Source organism: Acuticoccus yangtzensis (genome assembly GCF_001927245.1).
Lineage (GTDB): Bacteria > Pseudomonadota > Alphaproteobacteria > Rhizobiales > Amorphaceae > Acuticoccus > Acuticoccus yangtzensis.
In genome coordinates, this window is the sequence record NZ_MJUX01000009.1 from 148,841 (window position 1) to 166,312 (window position 17,472).

The 17,472-nt window shown below is 69.1% G+C and carries 12 protein-coding genes; 5 read left to right on the plus strand and 7 right to left on the minus strand.

The genetic code is table 11. From position 1 onward, the window contains the following. Positions 1–77: 77 nt before the first annotated feature. Complete coding sequence (locus BIX52_RS19210) at positions 78–1,157, plus strand: ABC transporter ATP-binding protein (protein WP_075222720.1); 1,080 nt, start codon at positions 78–80, stop codon at positions 1,155–1,157. A gap of 63 nt (positions 1,158–1,220) precedes the next feature. Here the strand turns inward: BIX52_RS19210 and BIX52_RS19215 are convergent, their stop codons facing one another. Further along, positions 1,221–2,912 carry an ABC transporter permease gene (locus tag BIX52_RS19215; RefSeq protein WP_075222721.1) on the minus strand — a complete coding sequence of 564 codons (1,692 nt, stop codon included), beginning with the start codon at positions 2,910–2,912 and terminating at the stop codon, positions 1,221–1,223. Between the two features lie 9 nt (positions 2,913–2,921). Beyond that, entirely contained in the window at positions 2,922–3,893 is a 972-nt protein-coding gene (locus BIX52_RS19220; RefSeq protein ID WP_075222771.1) for an ABC transporter substrate-binding protein, read from the minus strand. Between the two features lie 326 nt (positions 3,894–4,219). Here BIX52_RS19220 and BIX52_RS19225 point away from each other — a divergent pair, with 326 nt between their 5' ends. After that, positions 4,220–6,325 (plus strand): TonB-dependent receptor plug domain-containing protein, encoded by a 2,106-nt coding sequence (locus BIX52_RS19225; RefSeq protein WP_075222722.1) that lies wholly within the window; start codon positions 4,220–4,222, stop codon positions 6,323–6,325. An 80-nt stretch (positions 6,326–6,405) separates the two neighbouring features. Here BIX52_RS19225 and BIX52_RS19230 read toward each other — a convergent pair whose 3' ends face one another. The 5 genes from BIX52_RS19230 to BIX52_RS19250 all read right to left on the minus strand — a co-directional run bounded on the left by BIX52_RS19230 (position 6,406) and on the right by BIX52_RS19250 (position 10,972). Beyond that, complete coding sequence (locus BIX52_RS19230) at positions 6,406–7,164, minus strand: iron ABC transporter ATP-binding protein (protein WP_075222723.1); 759 nt, start codon at positions 7,162–7,164, stop codon at positions 6,406–6,408. Next, a complete protein-coding gene (locus tag BIX52_RS19235) occupies positions 7,161–8,129 on the minus strand; it encodes an iron chelate uptake ABC transporter family permease subunit (protein WP_245803238.1) in 969 nt (322 codons plus the stop codon). Before BIX52_RS19235 ends, BIX52_RS19230 begins: the two co-directional genes overlap by 4 nt. 19 nt (positions 8,130–8,148) lie before the next feature. Beyond that, on the minus strand, positions 8,149–9,108 hold the full coding sequence (locus BIX52_RS19240) for an iron chelate uptake ABC transporter family permease subunit (RefSeq protein WP_075222773.1): 960 nt from the start codon (positions 9,106–9,108) through the stop codon (positions 8,149–8,151). An 8-nt stretch (positions 9,109–9,116) separates the two neighbouring features. Continuing rightward, positions 9,117–10,046, minus strand: a complete 930-nt coding sequence (locus tag BIX52_RS19245) for a siderophore ABC transporter substrate-binding protein (protein ID WP_075222724.1) — start codon at positions 10,044–10,046, stop codon at positions 9,117–9,119. Between the two features lie 623 nt (positions 10,047–10,669). Next, positions 10,670–10,972: a DUF2218 domain-containing protein gene (locus BIX52_RS19250; protein WP_075222774.1), complete on the minus strand. Its 303-nt coding sequence runs from the start codon at positions 10,970–10,972 to the stop codon at positions 10,670–10,672. 370 nt (positions 10,973–11,342) lie between these two features. Between BIX52_RS19250 and BIX52_RS19255 the strand changes: the two genes are divergently transcribed. From BIX52_RS19255 to BIX52_RS19265, 3 genes are read left to right on the plus strand one after another with little or no spacing between them, the layout of a single operon-like run. After that, positions 11,343–13,112 (plus strand): IucA/IucC family protein, encoded by a 1,770-nt coding sequence (locus tag BIX52_RS19255; protein ID WP_075222725.1) that lies wholly within the window; start codon positions 11,343–11,345, stop codon positions 13,110–13,112. Next, positions 13,096–16,056 carry an IucA/IucC family protein gene (locus BIX52_RS19260; RefSeq protein WP_075222726.1) on the plus strand — a complete coding sequence of 987 codons (2,961 nt, stop codon included), beginning with the start codon at positions 13,096–13,098 and terminating at the stop codon, positions 16,054–16,056. Before BIX52_RS19255 ends, BIX52_RS19260 begins: the two co-directional genes overlap by 17 nt. Then, entirely contained in the window at positions 16,053–17,390 is a 1,338-nt protein-coding gene (locus BIX52_RS19265; protein ID WP_075222727.1) for a DUF6005 family protein, read from the plus strand. The genes BIX52_RS19260 and BIX52_RS19265 overlap by 4 nt, the downstream gene beginning before the upstream one ends. Positions 17,391–17,472 lie beyond the last annotated feature (82 nt).

Genomic DNA, 17,472 nt, shown 5'->3' on the forward strand with positions numbered 1-17,472 from the left:
CATTTGCGTTATGGCGCGGGGATGCATCGTCCCTCGTTCTCATCCCCCGTTAGCCTTTGTGCCGGAAATGCCGTTCCATGAGTGAAGACCAAGCCATCCGTCCGGACTGCGCCGACCCTGGCATCGCAGTCGACGGACTGGTGAAGCGTTTCGGCGGACGCGCCGCCGTCGACCACGTCGACCTCGCCGTCGCCCGCGGCGAGTTCTTTTGCGTTCTCGGCCCGTCGGGGAGCGGCAAGAGCACCCTGCTGCGCCTGCTCGCCGGGCTGGAGACGCCGGACGCCGGGGCGATCAGGCTCGCCGGGCGCGCCGTGGCCGGAAGCGGCAGGATGGTCCCGCCGGAGGAGCGGGGCGTTGCGATGGTTTTCCAGTCCTACGCCCTGTGGCCGCATATGGACGTTCTTCAGAACGTCGCCTTCGTCGTGGAGGCGGGCGGTGCGTCGCGGCGGGAGGCGCGCGCGCGGGCAGAAGAGGCCCTCGCCACGGTGGAGCTGAGCGCCTTTGCGGAGCGCCGACCTGCGGCCCTCTCCGGCGGGCAGCAGCAGCGCGTGGCGCTGGCCCGTTGCCTCGCCTCGAACGCCGACGTCCTCCTGATGGATGAGCCTCTCGCCAACCTCGACCCGCACTTGCGCGAGACGATGGAGAACGAGCTTTCGCGCATCCACGACGCCAGCGGGGCCACCACGGTCTACATCACGCACGACCAGCGCGAGGCGATGGCGCTGGCCGACCGCATCGCCGTGATGGACCACGGGCGCGTTCTGCAGGTCGCCGACCCGGTGACGCTTTATCGCCGGCCCGCGAGCGAGACTGTCGCCCGTTTCATCGGCCGCGGCGCGGTGGTGGACGGAACGATGATCCGCCGCGAGGGCGGTGAGGCCCTGGTGCGCCTGGGGGCGGGTGAGGCTGCCATCGCCTGCGAGGGAAACGCCGCGGACGGCGCGGTCCGCGTCCTGCTGCGCCCTGCCGACGTCACGCTGGACGAGAGCGGCGGGTGGACCGGAACGGTGCGGCGCGCTGTCTGGCGCGGCGGACTCTTCGAGCTGGAGGTGGAGGTGAGCGGCCTCGGCATCGTTCAGGTCCACGCCCACACCCCGCCGCCTCCCGGCGCGCTGGTGCGGATGGCGATCGTCGGCGGGTGGGTCTTGCCCGCTTGACCGCATCTGCCGATGCACCCGTCTAGCGGCGGGTCACCCGTCGGCAGACCCCCTCGGCGCAGCTCAGCGCCAAGGCACGGCGCCGGGCGGCAGGCGCCGCCCCATCTTGTCCAGCACCAGCATCAGGGCGAGCGTCGCGACGACGGTCACCGTGCTGGTTGCGGCGGCGAGCGTCGTGTAGCCGCCGTCCTCGTAGTTGAAGATGGTGGTGCCGATGGTCTCGTTCCCGAACGACCAGAGAAGAGCCGAGACGGTGATCTCATTGTAGGCGGTCAGGAAGACCAGGATCGCGGCCGACGCCGCGGCGGGGGCGACCAGCGGGCCGATGATCCGCGCCATGCGCCACCCGTAGCCGGCCCCGGCCACGCGTGCGGCGTCCTCCAACGCCGGATCGAGCTGGGCGAAGGCGACCGCCACGGGCTTCACGGCGATGGCGAGGAACGCCGCCACATAGGCCAGCGCGATGATGAGAAGCGTGTTGTAGATCGACGCATTGATGAGCGGGAGCGGCGCCACGAAGGTGATGATGAACGCGATCGACACCACGATCCCCGGAAGCGCGTAGGACACGTCCGCCAGCGCGCCCACCGCCCCTGCCACCCGCCGTGGCGCACCCGGCCGATGTGCCGGATGGGCCAACACCACCGCCAGCCCGGCGAGAACCAGCGCCGCCCCGCCTGCCGCCAGCGACGAGTTGGCGAACGCCCGAAGCGTCACACCCTGGCGCCAAACGACCTCGACGAAATTGGCGAGGGTGGCCGTTTGGGGCGTGAGGGCGAGGCCGTAGGTCTGCACCAGAGAGGTGGCGAGCAGCGCGGCGAGAGGGAGCGCGACCACGCCGACGATGAAGGCCGCGAGCCCGGCCTCGACCAGCGGACGCGCCCGGCCGAGCGAAAAAGACAGAGGCGTGCGCGGCGGGCCGGTGAGCGCGGCTCCCGAGCGGCGCTGCACATAGGCGAGAACGGCCGTCGCCACCACCGCGACGGCGATCATGATCGCCCCGATGACGGCGACGTTCTGGAGGATCGAGACGCCGAAGCTCACCATGCGCTGCCACAGGAGAACCGGCAGCGTGACGTAGTTCGCCGGGACGCCGAGCAGGGCCGGAATGCCGAAGTTCTTAAGCGCCGACACGAAGGAGAGCGCGAATGCGGCGATGATCGCCGGTGCCAGCAGCGGCAGCACGATGCGTCGCATCACCCGCAGCGGGCCGGATCCGGCGATCCGCGCCGCTTCGGACAATTCGCGCGGCTGCGACCTCAGCGCGGCGCGGACCACCAGGAAAGCCAGCGGCATGTGCTGAAGGGCCAGCAGCGCGATCACACCGCCGCGCGAATAGAGCGGGTGTGTCGTGCCGATCTCCGGCGCAAGGCCGACGCTGCGCAAGAGAGGACTCGCCGGTCCCGCCGCCTGGATCCACGCGATCGCGGTGACGTGGGGCGGGATCATCATCGGGATCAGCAGAAGGAACACGAAGAGGCCCTTCGCCCTGATGTCCGTCAGGCCGACGAGAAGGGCGAGAAGCGTGCCGGCCATCGTCGCCAGCAGCGCCGAGAAGAGCGCCGAATCGAGGCTGTTGACGAGCGCGCGCTGCACCGCGCGACTGTTGAGAGCCTCCACCACCGGGGCGAGTGACAGCCCGCCGCCCACGGTGAGACCCTGCGCCAGCAACAGAGCGAGCGGCACCACGATGAGCGCCGCCACCAGTGTCGATGCTGCGAGGAGAGCGAGCCCCTCACCGCGGAGAAATCGCATGCGGTCCGATCAGCCCCCGAACATCTCGGAGAAGCGCAGCTTGTCGGCGTCGCTCTCGCGCAGGGCGCGGGCGGGGTCGAACTCCATCAGCTTGATGGCGTCGCGGGACGGGAAGCCGGCCGGCGCATCGACAGCCGGATGGGCGGGCAGATAACCCTGCGCGGCGGCCAGCGCCTGCCCCTCCTCGGACAGGAGGAAATCGACGAAGGCCTTCGCCGCCTCCTCGTTCTGCGTGGTCGACAGGATCGCGACGGGCTCGGTCACGTAGGAGACACCCTCGGTTGGGAAGACGAACTCGACGGGCGCGCCCTCGTCGCGGCTGCGGATGGCGAGATAATCGACGAGGAAGCCGTAGAGTTTCTCGCCACCGGCGACGGCCTTGAAGACGCCGCCATTGCCGCCGGACGCCAGGGTGTCCTGTTCGGCGAGGCCTTCGTAGAAGTCCCAGCCGAGCGACGGGTCGGCGATCAGCGTCTCCATCGTGATCGTCGCGGCGCCGGAGGTCAGCGGCGAGGGGATCATGATCTTGCCCGCCGCCTCGTCGGCCAGAAGGTCCTTGTAGCTCTGCGGCTTCAGCGGAGCCCCGGTGTTGTAGACGATGCCGGTGGTGATGAGCTTGGTGGAGAAATAATAGCCCTCCTCATCCATCAGCCCGTCAGGATAGGCGGACGTGTCGGCATCGCGATAGGCGAGGAGGCGACCCTCCTGCTTCAGCGCCTCCATGGTGACGGTATCGGCGATCAGAAGAAGGTCCGCCTGCGGCTGCCCTGCGGCGAACTCGGACTGAAGCTTGGCCATCACCTTGGTCGTTCCATCGCGGAAGAAGCCGACGCTCACGTTCGGATAGGCCGCCTGAAACGCGTCGATGGTGGCCTGGGCGTCGGCGTTGGGCTGCGACGTGTAGAGGGTCAGCGTCCCCGAGGGCTCGGCGAGCGCAGACCCGGCGAGGAGCGTGGCAGCGGCGATAAGGGCGATACGCATGGTTCGGTCCTGTGGCGTGATGGCCTGGCGGCGAGGCCAGTCGGCGGCGCCGTTGATTGCAGTCTTTTGCGACAGTTCGATGAACCACACATGCGGCGTCGCGTCCCGCGTCACGGCCCGTGGTCCACGGGTGCCACCGCGGCGGCGGGCTATGAGATCTGGTGAAATCTTCATGAAGTTCGAAAGCAAATGATTCTAAACTAGGAGTTGCCGAAATAACACATCGCTAGACCACATCAATACATCAAGGCTCATATTGTTGACTCGGTTGGTCAGGAATGCGCTTTCACCGAAAGACCTCGCAGTATAGTCCGGGAAAGATCCTCATGCGCTTCTCGTCCATCCTCCTCGCCTCCACGGCGGTCTTCGTCTCAGGCGCGGCGCAGGCGCAGGTGATCTCACTCGATCCCGTGGTGATCAGCAGCGCACCGGATGCGCCGAGCGACACGAGCGCGGCGGCGCCCGGCACCGACACGTCCGCCGGAAGCGCGACCGCGGGTGGAACGGCCGTGGCCGACGGCGGCGACGCCAACGGCGCCGGCGAAGGCAGCCGCGGCGGCACCGGATTCCCGGAGGGGACCGGCAACTCGACCACCGTCACCCAGGCCGAGCTGGAGCGCACCAATCCGCAAACCCTGCGCGAAGTCTTCCTTGCGGATCCGGCAATCAATGTCGGCTCGTCGATCCCCATGTCGCAGAAGATCTATGTGCAAGGCATCGAAGAACCGAACCTTGCGGTGACGATCGACGGGACGCGGCAGAACAACAAAGTCTTCCACCACAGCGCGACGACGTTGATCGACCCCGATCTTCTGAAGGCGGTGCGGGTCGACCCCGGTGTCGCCCCCGCCGACGCCGGTCCCGGCGCGCTCGGCGGCTCGATCGCGTTCGAGACCAAGGACGTCGGCGATCTGCTGGCGCCGGGCCAGATGTTCGGCGGCCTGATCAGCGGTGAGTACGTCACCAACGGCAACATCTTCTCCACCAACGGCGCGCTCTACGGCCGCCACAATGGGTTCGAAGCGCTGATCTACGGCAAATGGGCCGACGGCGGCGACCGGACGGACGGGAACGGCGACGAGATCATCGGCTCGGAAACCAAGCTCCTCTCCGGTCTCGGCAAGCTGGCCTACGAGGCGGACAGCGGCGACCGGTTCGAGGCCGCGTTCGAGATCGTCAACGACGATGCCGCGCGGCCCTACCGCGCCAACATCGGCCGCATCACCGGCGGCCGCCCGGTGCCCGACACGCGCAATTATCACCTGCAGCGCCAGAACTACACGCTGACCTACACCGACACCTCGCCCACCGCGCTCTGGGACCCGAAGATCCAGCTCGGCTACAGCCGCACCTGGATCGAGAACCCGGAAGACGAGCAATATACCGAGGGCCTCACCGACAGCTTCAACGGCCGCGCGCAGAACACGCTCAGCGGCGAATACGGCACGCTCACCCTGGGCACGGACTTCTACGTCGACCGTGCGCGGCTCAATTACGACTACCTGCTGGACCGCGCCTTCGACGAAGGTGGCACCGAGCACGCGCAGAATGTCGGCTTCTACAGCCAGGCGCGCCTGAACTGGACGCCGCGCTTCCGCACCTTCTTCGGCGCGCGTGTGGACGTGCAGCATTTCGAGGGTGTCGACGGCTCGGATCAGACGAACGTCGGCCCGTCGCTCAACCTCACGACCGAGGTCGACGTGACGAGCTTCCTCACCGCCTATGTCGGCGGGGCGCATGTGTGGGCCGGTATCCCGCTGGCCGAGAACTACATCATCGACCAGAACTGGACCTACGACTCGCCGTCCGAGGTGACGACGTCGGACAACCTCGTCGCCGGTCTGCGCGCCCATTATCAGGGCTTCAGCGCCGGGGCGAAGGTGTTCCAGACGCGCATCTACAACGCGCGCCTGCCTGAATATGGCGGCGACGCCTTCGCCACGCGCGACCTCGACACGCGCGGCGTGGAGCTGACCGCGGGCTACACCAACTACGGCTTCAACGGCACCGTGGGCTACGCCTACATCGACTCCGACATCGACGGTGAGCCCGCCGACTCCGACTTCGGCCGGTATCTGACGGTGCCGCTCGGCCACATCGTGAAGGCCTCGGCGTCCTACACCTACGCGCCGTGGGGCCTGACCATCGGCGCCGATACCGAAATCGCGTTCGAGAACGACGATGTGTTCGACCCCTATTCGGGCACCGGCGACACCGCCTCCTCGATCCCCGGCTACGAGGTGGTCAACGCCTTCGCCGAGCTGACGCCGGTGCGCTTCCCGAACCTGACCCTGCGCGCCGAGGCCAACAACGTGTTCGACGAGGCCTACGCGTCGCGCGCCACCTTCGGCCAGGAATACACCGGCCAGGGCGTCACCCCGCTCTACGAGCCGGGCCGCTCCTTCCTCTTCAAGGCGACGGCGCGGTTCTGATCGCGTCGCACGGGCCGTCCTTCCCGCGGTTCTGACGGCACCGCACTCCGGTCGCCTCGATTGAGGCGGCCATACGTGCGTCAGCGGAAATGCAGTGCGATGCGCTCACCGTCCGCCGAGGCGATGCGCACCGGCACCCCGTAGACGCGCTCCAGCACCGCCTCGTCCATCACCTCATCGGTCGGCGCGGCGGCGACGATGCGCCCGCCACGCATGGCGACGATGCGGTCCGCCCAGGCGCCGGCATGGTTGATGTCGTGCAGCACGACGACGACGGTCCTCCCCGCCTCATCCGCCATCAGCCTCAACCGCGCCATCAATTGGCGAGCGTGGACGATGTCGAGATTGTTCAAGGGCTCGTCGAGCAGGACGACGGGCGTCCCTTGCGCGAAGGCCATCGCCGCGCGGGCCAGTTGGCGCTGTCCGCCCGAAAGCGTCTCCAGGAAGCGCCCCTCGAAGCCGACGAGACCGAAGGCCGTGATGGCCTCCTCCACGGCAACGCGGTCCGCCGGCCCCGGACGGCCGCGATGATGCGGGAAGCGGCCGAAACCGACCAGCTCGGCCACCGTCAACCGCCCCGGAAGCGCCGCGTCCTGCGGCATCACGGCGAGATGGCGGGCGAGAACGCGCGGGCGCGTCGCCGCCACGTCGTGACCGGCGACGGTGATCGTCCCCCGGTCCGGCCGCCGCAGACGCGCCATCATCGACAGGAGGGTGGATTTGCCCGCGCCGTTGGGGCCGACGAGGGCCGTCACCCCGCCTGCGCCCAACGACAGGGAGACATCGCTCAGGATCGACGCGCCACGGATGGAGCAGGAAACGGCTTCGATCTCGATCATCGGCGGCGCCTCAACAGAAGTGCGATAAAGACGAGCCCGCCCCCGAACTCGATGACCACGCCGACCGGCAGCGTGTACCCCAGGATGCGGGCCAGCACCGTCTGCCCCGCGACGAGCAGCAGCACGGCGACGGCGGAAGCGATCGGCAGGCGCCACGCATGCCGCTCACCGCCGAGCGGCCCGGCGATCGCGGTGACGATGAGGCCGAAGAGGACAAGCGGCCCGACCAGCGCCGTCGCCACCGCCGTCAGAAGACCGACGAGAACGAGCAGGAGCGCCGACGTGCGCCGCCAATCGACGCCGAGACCCACCGCCGCATCCGGCCCGAGCGCCAGAATGTCGAGCACATGACGAAGGCGCCAGATCAGCACGGCGGCCCCCGCGGTCAGGCCGAGGCAGGGCCACACCAGCGCGGCGTCGACCGTGTTGAAGTCGGCGACGCGCAGGGCCTGGACGATGGCGAACGAATTGGGGTCGATCAGCCGCGCCAGAAGGCTCGCGAGGCTGCGAAAGAGGATGCCGAGGACGGCGCCCGCGAGGAGCAGCAGGGTGAGGTCGGTGCGCGCGCGCATCAGCGGCAGGAAGAGCGCGAGCGACAGCGCGCTGAGGAGCAGCGCCTCCGCCGCGAACTTCGCCACAGGACCGAAGGTGGCCACTCCAACCCCGCCGAGGATGAAGACGAACCCCGTCTGGATGAGGATATAGAGGGAATCGAGACCGATGAGCGATGGCGTCAGAATGCGGTTGGCCGTCACCGTCTGGAACACCACCGTGGCGAGCGCCACGGCGACGCTGACGGTCACGAGGGCGGCAAGCTGCTCCATGCGCAGTTGCAGCGCAAAGGCGAGATTGCCGCGCAGGCCGACCGTCATATGCAGCGCCGTCGCCACCAGAACGGCAGCGCCGAGAAGGCCGAGGATAACCGCCGGAGGTGGTCGGCGCGCGATCTCTGCAGGCGGCGCCACTCTTGTGCCGAGGTGAGCGTCAGCCACGGCGGGTCAGGATGATCGCGAGGAAGACGAACGCGCCGACGACACCGAGGACGGTGCCCACCGGAACCTCGTACGGAAAGCGGATGAACCGGCCGAGCGTGTCGGAGGCGAGCACCAGCACCGCCCCGCCGAGCGCCACCACCGGCATGACCGTGCGCACATTGTCGCCGATCAGCCGCGAGGCCATCGCCGGGACGACGAGACCGACGAAGGGGATGATCCCGACCGTGACGACGGTGACGGCGGCGATGACGCAGACGAGGCCGAGCCCCGCCGCGAGCATCGCCGCGAAGCTGACGCCGAGACCCTCCGCCGCGTCGCGGCCGAGCGAGAGGATGGTGAGACGGTCGGCAATGAAGACCGAGGCGGCCAGAAGGGCGGCGTTGGCCCAGAGGAGCTCATAGCGCCCGGCGAGGATGCCGGACATCTCGCCGCTGAACCACGTTTCGAGGAACTGCATCAGGTCCGCGTTCCAGGCGATGGCGGTGGCGACCGCGGCCAGGACGCCGCCATAAACGATGCCGAGAAGCGGCACGAGGAACGGCTCGGAGGGCGGCAGGCGCCGCACCAGGAAGAGAAAGGCCGCTGTGCCGGCGAAGGCGGCGAGCGCCCCGGCGAGACCCTTCAGCATGATCGACGCGCCGGGTGCGGCGATGGTGGCGAGCAGGATGCCGAGCCCCGCCGCCTGACCGGTTCCGGCCATCATCGGCTCGACGAAGCGGTTGCGCGCCAACGACTGCATGATCAGCCCGGCCACGGCGAGCCCCGCCCCGGTGAGGATCGCGGCGAGAACGCGAGGCAGGCGGCTGGTCAGCAGGAGGCCCCGGTCGGGCACGCCGCCGACGCCAGCCAGAACCCCGGCCGCCGACAAAAGGACGAGGCAGCCGCACAGGACGACGACCGGCGCCCCGCCGGAACGCGGCCGGGGGGACGGGGCCCCCAACCGCTCCATCGCCATCGTCATTGCCCCCGGACCGCCCCGGCGCCAGCACCGCCCGACAGGCCGTCCGCCAAGGCATCGAGGATGGTGACGAGCGACGTGGCGCCGCCCGGCGAGATGTAGAATTCCGCCACCGGCAGATAGATCACCTGCCCGGTCTGCCATGCGGTCGTTTCGGCGACGAGGGCATTGTCCAGCGTCGCCCGGGCGCTCTGCTCGCCGGAGCCGATGGCCGCGGCACGGTCGAGGACGATCAGCCAGTCGGGGTTGGTTTCTGCGATGAACTCGAACGACACCGCCTCGCCGTGGATGGCCGAGGAGAGACCTTCAGCGGCCGGCGGGATGCCGATGTCACGGTGCAGCCAGCCGAAGCGGGAGTTTTCGCCGTAGACGGAGAATTTCGGGCCGTTGGTGAGGACGATGAGGGCGTTGCCCTTGCCCTCGGCCGCCGCCTTCGCCTTGCCCAACGCGGTCTCGATGGCGGCGATCGCGGCCTCCGCCGCGGCGTCCTTGCCGAAGAGCGCGCCGTAGTCCTCGATCCGCGCGAGGGCGTCGTCGATCAGATGCTCGCCGTCGATGGTCATGTCGACCGTTTCGGCGACGCGCGCGGTGTCGGCGACCATGGTGGACGAGCGGTTGCCGACGATGACGAGGTCCGGTTCGGCGGCGTTCAGCGCCTCGAGATCCGGCTCGAAGAGAGAGCCGACGATGTCGGCGCCCGCCACCGCCTCCTCGAGCCAGGGGAGGAAGAGCGTGTTGGGCACGCCGGCGACCTTTATACCGAGCGTCGTCAGCGTATCGAGCGCGGCGATGTCGTAGACCGCGACGCGCTCGGGCCGGGTCAGATCGACAGGCCCTGCCGCGGTGCGCACCGTTTCGGCGCTGGCCGGTGGCGCGAGGCCGACGGCGGCACCGATGGTCGCGGCGAGAATGGCCGAGCGGACGGACATGGCGGGATCTCCGTGGCAGACAGTGTGGCGGTGGCACGCGTCGACGCCGCGCCGGCTGAGGTGACCGGCGAGACGCCGCGCGGCTCAGGCCAGGACGGCACCCGGTCGGCGCCGGGCCCCATCCGCTTATCGCACCACATTGGGCAGGTCGACCGCCATTCCGCACGCCGATAAAGTATTTACCAGCCGAGTCGGCGGCTGAGCTGCGTTATTTTGATGCAACTCCTCGCAGGAGCGATGGAGCCTTCCTGCATCTGCTGCATTGGCGGGCCGCACTTCCGGCCAGAATGCCGCCAGAATTTGGATTGTTATTATAATTATTCAAAATGCATGATTGGAAAAGCGTATAACTCTGGGCATGTCTGCCAATCGTCGCCGGACCACCGCGACCGTCCCCTTCCCTTGCGCCCCGCCGTCGGAGGATGATGGCCGCCCTCACCATGGGTCCGGCAGGGACCGCGTATCGGCGTGGGCGCGCCGCGACCGACTTCGAGGCGAGCCGGTCCGGCAGGGTTTCTGGAACCCGCGCCGCCGCGGGGTGGCGCCGAAGAGGGCGATGCGGCGCCACCCATGCCCCGCGTCTCGACGGCCGCCCGTCGCCCGCGCGGGTTGGTGTCGGCGGATCAGGTGCGGGTCCAGTGGAGGGCGCCGAGTGCCTCGCGGTGCGCGAAACGCAGGAGATGGCTCTCGACCACCTCTTCCGTCTCGGTGCGCCCACCCGCGTCAGGCGCCTCGATCTCGATCATGAGCCCGCCGTCGCGCGCCGCGAGATTTGCCGTGCCGCAGCTGAAGCGGAATGTGGCCCGCCCGGCCTCGCTCTCCACGTCGACCTTGTGCCCGAAGTGCTTCACCAACCGGATGATGTAGTCGTTCGCGTTCGCCGTCGTCACGCTGGCCGACGACCGTGCGATTTCGTGCGCTGACATCAGCACGCCCCCTCTCACGCGGCACGGATGAGCGGCGCTCATCGTGCGTCATGTTCATTCCACTCACCGCGACCTCTTCGTGGCTGCCCCACGGAGAAGCCTCCATGCCGTCAGCGGCATCCGGTACCGCCCTTCTCTGACAGCATCACGGACGACGCTGCTGGCCGCCTCTTATAGGTCTATCATGGAGATGTCGAACCAAAAAGACGATATAGTCTGGAATGCCTCAAATAATGAAGACAAACTCGGTGCATTCACTGGCTTAACTATAGAATACATCGATTCCAATATTCCACGAATTCATTGACTCCTTCGCGCCTGAACCTAAATTCCGAGCGCGCCGCCCCCCTGCGGCCGAATGGACCCGTCTATGCCGATCGACAAATCAGCCGCCTTCGAGCTGGCCGATGCTGCAACCTTCGAGGCGTTCGCAAACGCCTACCTGCGCGAGCTCGACCCTGGAACATGGCGTTCGCCCCGCTGCGTCGAATGGCGGGTCGGCGATGAGGGTGACGTCATACGGGCCGACGTCGCCTACGTGTCCGCCGCGGGGCCACACCGGTTCGGCGGCGTCTGGCTGTGCCGCAACGGCCGCGAACCGGCGGCGATGGAGCCCTTCGACGCGGTGTTCGCACTCGCCCGTGAGGCCTATCGGCGGCACGGCGGACCGGCGCGGACGACCGGCATCCGAACGCTGGAGCGCGAGTTGATGCTCCGCATCGCCCTCAGCGCCAACGCGGTCACGGACAACCTCGCCAACGCGCCGGACGGGCCGCCGGCCGACGATTTCATCGGCGCGGAAAGCTCTGTGGTCTTCGGCCACACCTTCCATCCGACGCCCAAGAGCGTGCAGGGTCTCTCGACCTGGCAGCGCGAGGCCTACGTACCGGAAAACCGCGGCGGCTTCCGCCTCACGGCCTTCGCCGCGTCTGAGGCGCTGGTCGCCGAGGACACCGCCGGACGGATTGCCGCCACCGCAATGATGGCCCGGATCGCCGGCCCGCACGCACGCACCCAGCTCCGGCACGGCGAGCGCCTCCTCCTCATGCATCCGCTCCAGGCGGAGGCGCTCACCCTCGACCCGGACATCGCCGGCCTCATCGAGGCGGGACGGCTGCGACCCCTCGGCCCGGCAGGTCCGGCCTTCGCCGCCACCTCCTCGCTCCGAACCGTGTGGAGCGAGGCCTCCCCGTTCATGCTGAAGTTCAGCCTGCCGGTGCGCATTACAAACTCGATGCGCATCAACCGGATGCACGAACTCGCCGCCGGTGTCGTCCTCGCGCGCTACTTCCGCCGCACCCGCACGCTCGATGCCGTTCCGCGGCTCGGGATGCTGCACGATCCCGCGTGGGCGACGCTCGTCCTGCCCGGCCGGCCCGAAAGCGGGTTCGAGACCATCTTGCGGCAGAACCCCTTCCGCGGCGCCCGCGCCAAGAACGTCGTCACCATCGCCGCGTTGACGGGCGAAGGCGTCGCCGGACGACCCTCGCTGCTGAAACGCATCGTGCAAACCTACGCCAACGCGATCGGGACTCCGCTGCCGATCGCCGCGAACGCATGGTTCGCCGCCTACCTCGAATGTGCGCTCGTGCCCCTGGTCATGCTCTACGACAGGACCGGCGTCGCGGTCGAAGCGCACCAGCAGAACGCCCTGCTGGTGTTCGATCGCGGCCGCCCGGAACGCCTCGTCACGCGCGACAATCAAGGCCTATACCTCGCCCACAGCTATGCCGACGCGTTGGCAGAGATCGTGCCCGAAGCCGCCTCCGTCCCCGATCTCGTCTTCGACGAGGCGGAGGTTTCGCGCCGCTTCGCCTATTATCTCGTCGTCAACCAGATCTTCGGCGTCATCGCGCGGCTGGGGCGCGACGGACTTGCCGACGAGGACGACCTGCTTGCGCGGCTGCGGCGCCGGGTGGACCGGCTCTCGCGCGAGACGTCCGGCGCGGGCCGGCGCTTCTGCCGCGATCTTTTGGATCGGCCGACCATCGCCGCCAAGGCGAACCTTGCGGCACGCCTGTTGGATGTGGACGAACTCGGCGCAGGACCGACGGTCCCGATGTATGCCGACATGCCCAACGTCCTCCACGCCGCGGCGGCGCACACCGCCCTGAGCGATCACGATGCCGTTCGCGCTTGAGGACCCCTCGCGGCCGGACGAGCGGGTGCTGCGTCAGCTCGCGGCCGCGCTGATCCACGAACGGATCGTCGATCCGCACGCCGCACATGGGCCGGACGGCACGACCTACACCTTCGTCGTCGGCCAGAACCGCTGGCGCGCGCGTGGGCGGATCGGCCCGTTCGAACGGCCGCGCCTCGTCCCGGGAAGCGTCGAGGTCGAGGCGTGGGACGGCTGGCGCGCGGGCGATGCGGCCGATCTCGCCCGCGCTCTCGGCGGTCCGCACGCCGCGGCCTTCGCCGCCGAACTCGAGGCGACGATGGCGGCCGAACGCCGCCGCCCCGCCGGTCCGCGCCGCCATCTCGACTTCACCGCCCTCGAAAGCGCGATCGACGAGGGGCACCCCTACCACCCCTCCTTCCGCGCCCTCGTCGGCTTCAGCGCCGAAGACCATCGCCGCTACGGACAGGGCGCGGAACCGTTCCGCCTCCGCTGGCTCCTCGCCCGCCGCGACCGGTTGCGGCTGGAAGGCGATGCGGCGCGCCCCGGCTTCCTGCGTTACGCGCTCGGCGAAGCGGGATGGCGCCTCGCCCGGCGGACGCTGGCGGCACGGGGCGAGCGCATCGCGGCCTGGGGCGCGCTGCCGGTGCACCCGTTCGGCTGGCCGGCGCTGGCGAGGCGATATGCCGAGGAGATCCGGCGCGGCGACATGATCGCCCTCGACGCCGGAGACCGGTACGTGCCGAGCCAGTCGATCCGCACGCTGCTCGACGTCGACCGCCCGGCGGCGCCTTATGTGAAGCTGCCGCTCGACGTCACCAACACGTCCGTTCGCCGCGCGCTCGATCCGCACACGGTGCTGGCCGCGCCCGCCTTGTCCGCCTTTCTCGGGCGCATCGTGGCGGCTGACGCGGCCTTCGCTGGTCGCCTGCCTCTCGCAATCCTCAGCGAGCACGCCGGCGTCGTCCTCGACCGCGACGACGAGGGCGCGGATCTGCGCGGGGCCATCTGGCGCCGCAGCGTCGAGACCATGCTGCAGCCGGGCGAACGGGCCGTCCCGTTCACCGCGCTCGCCCTCCTGGAGGACGACGGGCGGCCTTTCGTCGAGCCGTTCGTCGCCCGGCATGGGCTTTCGGCGTGGATCGACCGGCTCATCGCCGCCGCGGTGCTGCCCGTCTGGCATCTCCTCGTCGCGCACGGCATCGCGGTCGAGGCACACGCCCAGAACCTCGTTCTCGTGCTGCGTGACGGCTGGCCGGTGCGGATCATCCTGCGCGACCTCCACGACAGCGCCGAATATGTCGACGATTTTCTCCCCGCAGGCACGCACCCGCCGGACTTCGCCGCGATCGACCGCGCCTTCCGCGATGCGCCAGCGGACCTGCACTATTGGATGAGCACCGTCGAAGAGCTGCGCTGGACGCTCACCGACTGCCTGTTCGTCCACAACCTGACCGAGGTGTCGGCGCTCTTCGCCCACGCTTTCGGCTTTCCCGAAGCGGAGTTCTGGCGCCGTGTGGGTGCCGCGCTGCGCCGCCATGCGCGCGACGAGGGACTGGCCGACCGCCTCGCCCGCCTCGGCCACGATCGGCCCAAGGTCGTGGTCGAGCGGCTGGTCTTGCGCAAGCTGACCCCTGTCGCGGATGGCGCACCGCTGCCGCGGCGAGAGGTCGAAAACCCCTTCCACAGATCGACGAGGGTGAACCCCATGATTGAGATCGACGGTCGCCGTTTCGACCGCGACGGCCTCGCCAAAGGGCTCGAACGGATGAACGGCGGCAGCGCACTGGCGCCACGGCCCGAGCAGTCGTTCGCCGTGTGCCACGAGGACCCCGCGGCTTGGCTCGCCGCCTTCTTCGCGCTGCGTGACGCGGGGGCGAGCGTCGTCCCGGTCCACCCGGCGAGCCCGCCGGCCGCCGCGCGCCGCGTCGCCACGCTGGCCGGCTGCACTCACCTTCTTTATGGCGATGCCGCCGCGGAGGTGCTGCCGCCGCCCGAAAGGCCTCTCGCACCCGGCCACCTCGTCCAAATGACATCTGGCACGACGAGCGCGCCGAAGCCCGCCGCCCGCCACTATGACGAGATCGAGGACGAGCTCGACGCCTACGTCGCCGCCTTCACCGCGTCCGAAGGAATGACGCCGGTCGTGGCGGCGCCGACGTCTCATTCCTACGGCCTCATCTGCGGCACGCTCGCAGGGCTGCGGCGCGGCATGACCCCTGTGGTGCTCACGCCCGGCAACCCGCGTCACCTCCTCAAGGTTCTCGCCGAGGTGGAGCGGCCGGTGCTCTATGCCTCGCCCGCTGTGCTGCACACCCTGGCGCGGCTGATGCCCGCGGACGCAACGATCCACGCCGCGATGACCTCGGGCACCATCCTTCCCGAACCCTGGTTCGCCGCGATCCGCGCCCGCGTCACGCACCTCTTCCAGCAATATGGAACGTCGGAAACCGGCGTCGTCTCGGTGAACGCGCAGACGGAGACGGCTGCGGACATGGGACAGGTGCTGCCCCATCACACGCTGGCCGACCCTGGGACCGCGCAGACGCCGGCCGAGATCGTCGTCGAAACACCGTGGCGCAGGGTGGCGACACGCGACCTCGGCTACCGCCGGGCGGACGGCTCGCTCATCTTCCTGTCGCGGCTGGACGACACCATCAACGTCGCCGGGCTCAACGTCTATCCCGGTGAGGTCGAAGACGCGGTGATGGCGATGGACGGGATCGCCGACGCGGTCGCCTTCCGCCTCGCCGACCCGTTCGCGGGCGAGCGCGTCGGCCTCATCTACGCCGGAGCGCGGCTCGACGAAGCGTCCGTGCGCGCCTGGTGCAGCGAGAAGCTGGCCAGCCACCAGGTCCCCGCCGTGGCCCAGCAGGTCGACGCCATTCCGCGGCACGCGAACGGGAAGATCAACCGCCGAGAGGTGGCGACGCGCTACGCCGCCGGAGAATACGAGATCGCATGACACCGACCCTGACCGCCCCGCCGACACGCGAGCGGGTGATCGCCGCCGTCGAGACCGTGCTGCGCGACCGGCTCGCCAACCGGTACATGGCAAAGTTCGGTCCCGATGCCGCGCTCGGACGCGACCTCGCCCTCGACTCGCTGATGACCATGAACCTCCTTCTCCACCTCGAGACCGATCACGGCCTCGTCGCCCCAGACTCGGCGATCGCGACGCGCGCGGCGGAGACGGTGGCCGAGTTCGCCGGTCTCTTCCTGGCGCAGCCCGACGAGGCGCCTCCTGCGACGCCCACCGCCGCGCCGCGGAGCGCTCCCGACGAGGCCGCAAAGGGTGAAGGCGTCCACGGGGAAGACTATGTCGAGATCAAGGTTCACTGCTTCATCAGCTGCGTGGCGGACGCGATCAAGCGCGTGCCGGGTCTCGACCACCGTCCGCTCTTCTTCGGCGTATGGGACGCGCCGTTCATCGCCACCGACGAGGCGATCCGCTACCACGAGCCCGGCATGGACCAGGAGTTCTTCCGCGCCTGGTCGGAACGGCTCTACGGTTTGCGGATCCACCCCTGGTACGACGCCGGCCTCACCAAGGCGGCCAACATCGCGGTGATGCGCCGCCTCCTGACCGAACGCACCGGCGACCAGGACGTGATGGTGATGCTCGACATGTACCATCTTCCGGAGCGCGAGAACCTTCTGCGAAAGAACCCCTTCCCCCACTTCCTGCTGCTGGAGCTCACCGACGATCCGGACGTTCTTCTGATGCGCGACGTCGATTATCGGTGGGAGGGACCGATGGCGCGCGAGACGGTCGAGAGGGCGATCGACCAGCCGTCGGTCGCGGGGGGCTACCTCGTCGACCGCAGCGCCGCCGTGGCGCCTTCCGCCGCGGACCTCAGCGCCTATTTCGAGGCGACGTTCGAGCCTCGGCACAATCGGCTCATCGACGCGGTGCGGCGGATCGTGGACCGTTGCGTCGCCCACGGTGATGTCGGCGGGCTGGCGAACGCCGTCGCCGATCTGCCGCTGCTCAGCGTTCGCAAGTACGGCTACGAGCACGGGTTCGCCTTCTTCTGGCGGGTGCTGCAGCGCGACACCGAGAGCTTCGAGGTCTGGTGCGACGAGATCGAGGCGCTCATTCAGGGCATGAGGACGCTGAACTTCGAACTTTTGAAGCTGTCGCATTCGGGCGAGCCGGCGCGCGCCACGGTCGTCTACGACCTTCTCGACCAGCTCGACGCGCGCGAGAGGACGATCAAGGACGCGATGGCCGCCACCTACGCCGCGTGGCAGACCAGCGGCCGCCCGGTGACCCCGGCCCGCCCCGCGACGCCCTGACGATTGACACCCGTCCCGCCCGGCGCGCCTTGCGCATCGACACGCTCACCGCGTCCATGCGCTTCTCGGGCGTCACCTCGGC

Coding starts and splice junctions, on each gene's coding strand:
- BIX52_RS19210 (WP_075222720.1), top strand. CDS start 78: ATGAGTGAAGACCAAGCCATCCGTCCGGACTGCGCCGACCCTGGCATC.
- BIX52_RS19215 (WP_075222721.1), bottom strand. CDS start 2,912: ATGCGATTTCTCCGCGGTGAGGGGCTCGCTCTCCTCGCAGCATCGACA.
- BIX52_RS19220 (WP_075222771.1), bottom strand. CDS start 3,893: ATGCGTATCGCCCTTATCGCCGCTGCCACGCTCCTCGCCGGGTCTGCG.
- BIX52_RS19225 (WP_075222722.1), top strand. CDS start 4,220: ATGCGCTTCTCGTCCATCCTCCTCGCCTCCACGGCGGTCTTCGTCTCA.
- BIX52_RS19230 (WP_075222723.1), bottom strand. CDS start 7,164: ATGATCGAGATCGAAGCCGTTTCCTGCTCCATCCGTGGCGCGTCGATC.
- BIX52_RS19240 (WP_075222773.1), bottom strand. CDS start 9,108: ATGGAGCGGTTGGGGGCCCCGTCCCCCCGGCCGCGTTCCGGCGGGGCG.
- BIX52_RS19245 (WP_075222724.1), bottom strand. CDS start 10,046: ATGTCCGTCCGCTCGGCCATTCTCGCCGCGACCATCGGTGCCGCCGTC.
- BIX52_RS19250 (WP_075222774.1), bottom strand. CDS start 10,972: ATGTCAGCGCACGAAATCGCACGGTCGTCGGCCAGCGTGACGACGGCG.
- BIX52_RS19255 (WP_075222725.1), top strand. CDS start 11,343: ATGCCGATCGACAAATCAGCCGCCTTCGAGCTGGCCGATGCTGCAACC.
- BIX52_RS19260 (WP_075222726.1), top strand. CDS start 13,096: ATGCCGTTCGCGCTTGAGGACCCCTCGCGGCCGGACGAGCGGGTGCTG.
- BIX52_RS19265 (WP_075222727.1), top strand. CDS start 16,053: ATGACACCGACCCTGACCGCCCCGCCGACACGCGAGCGGGTGATCGCC.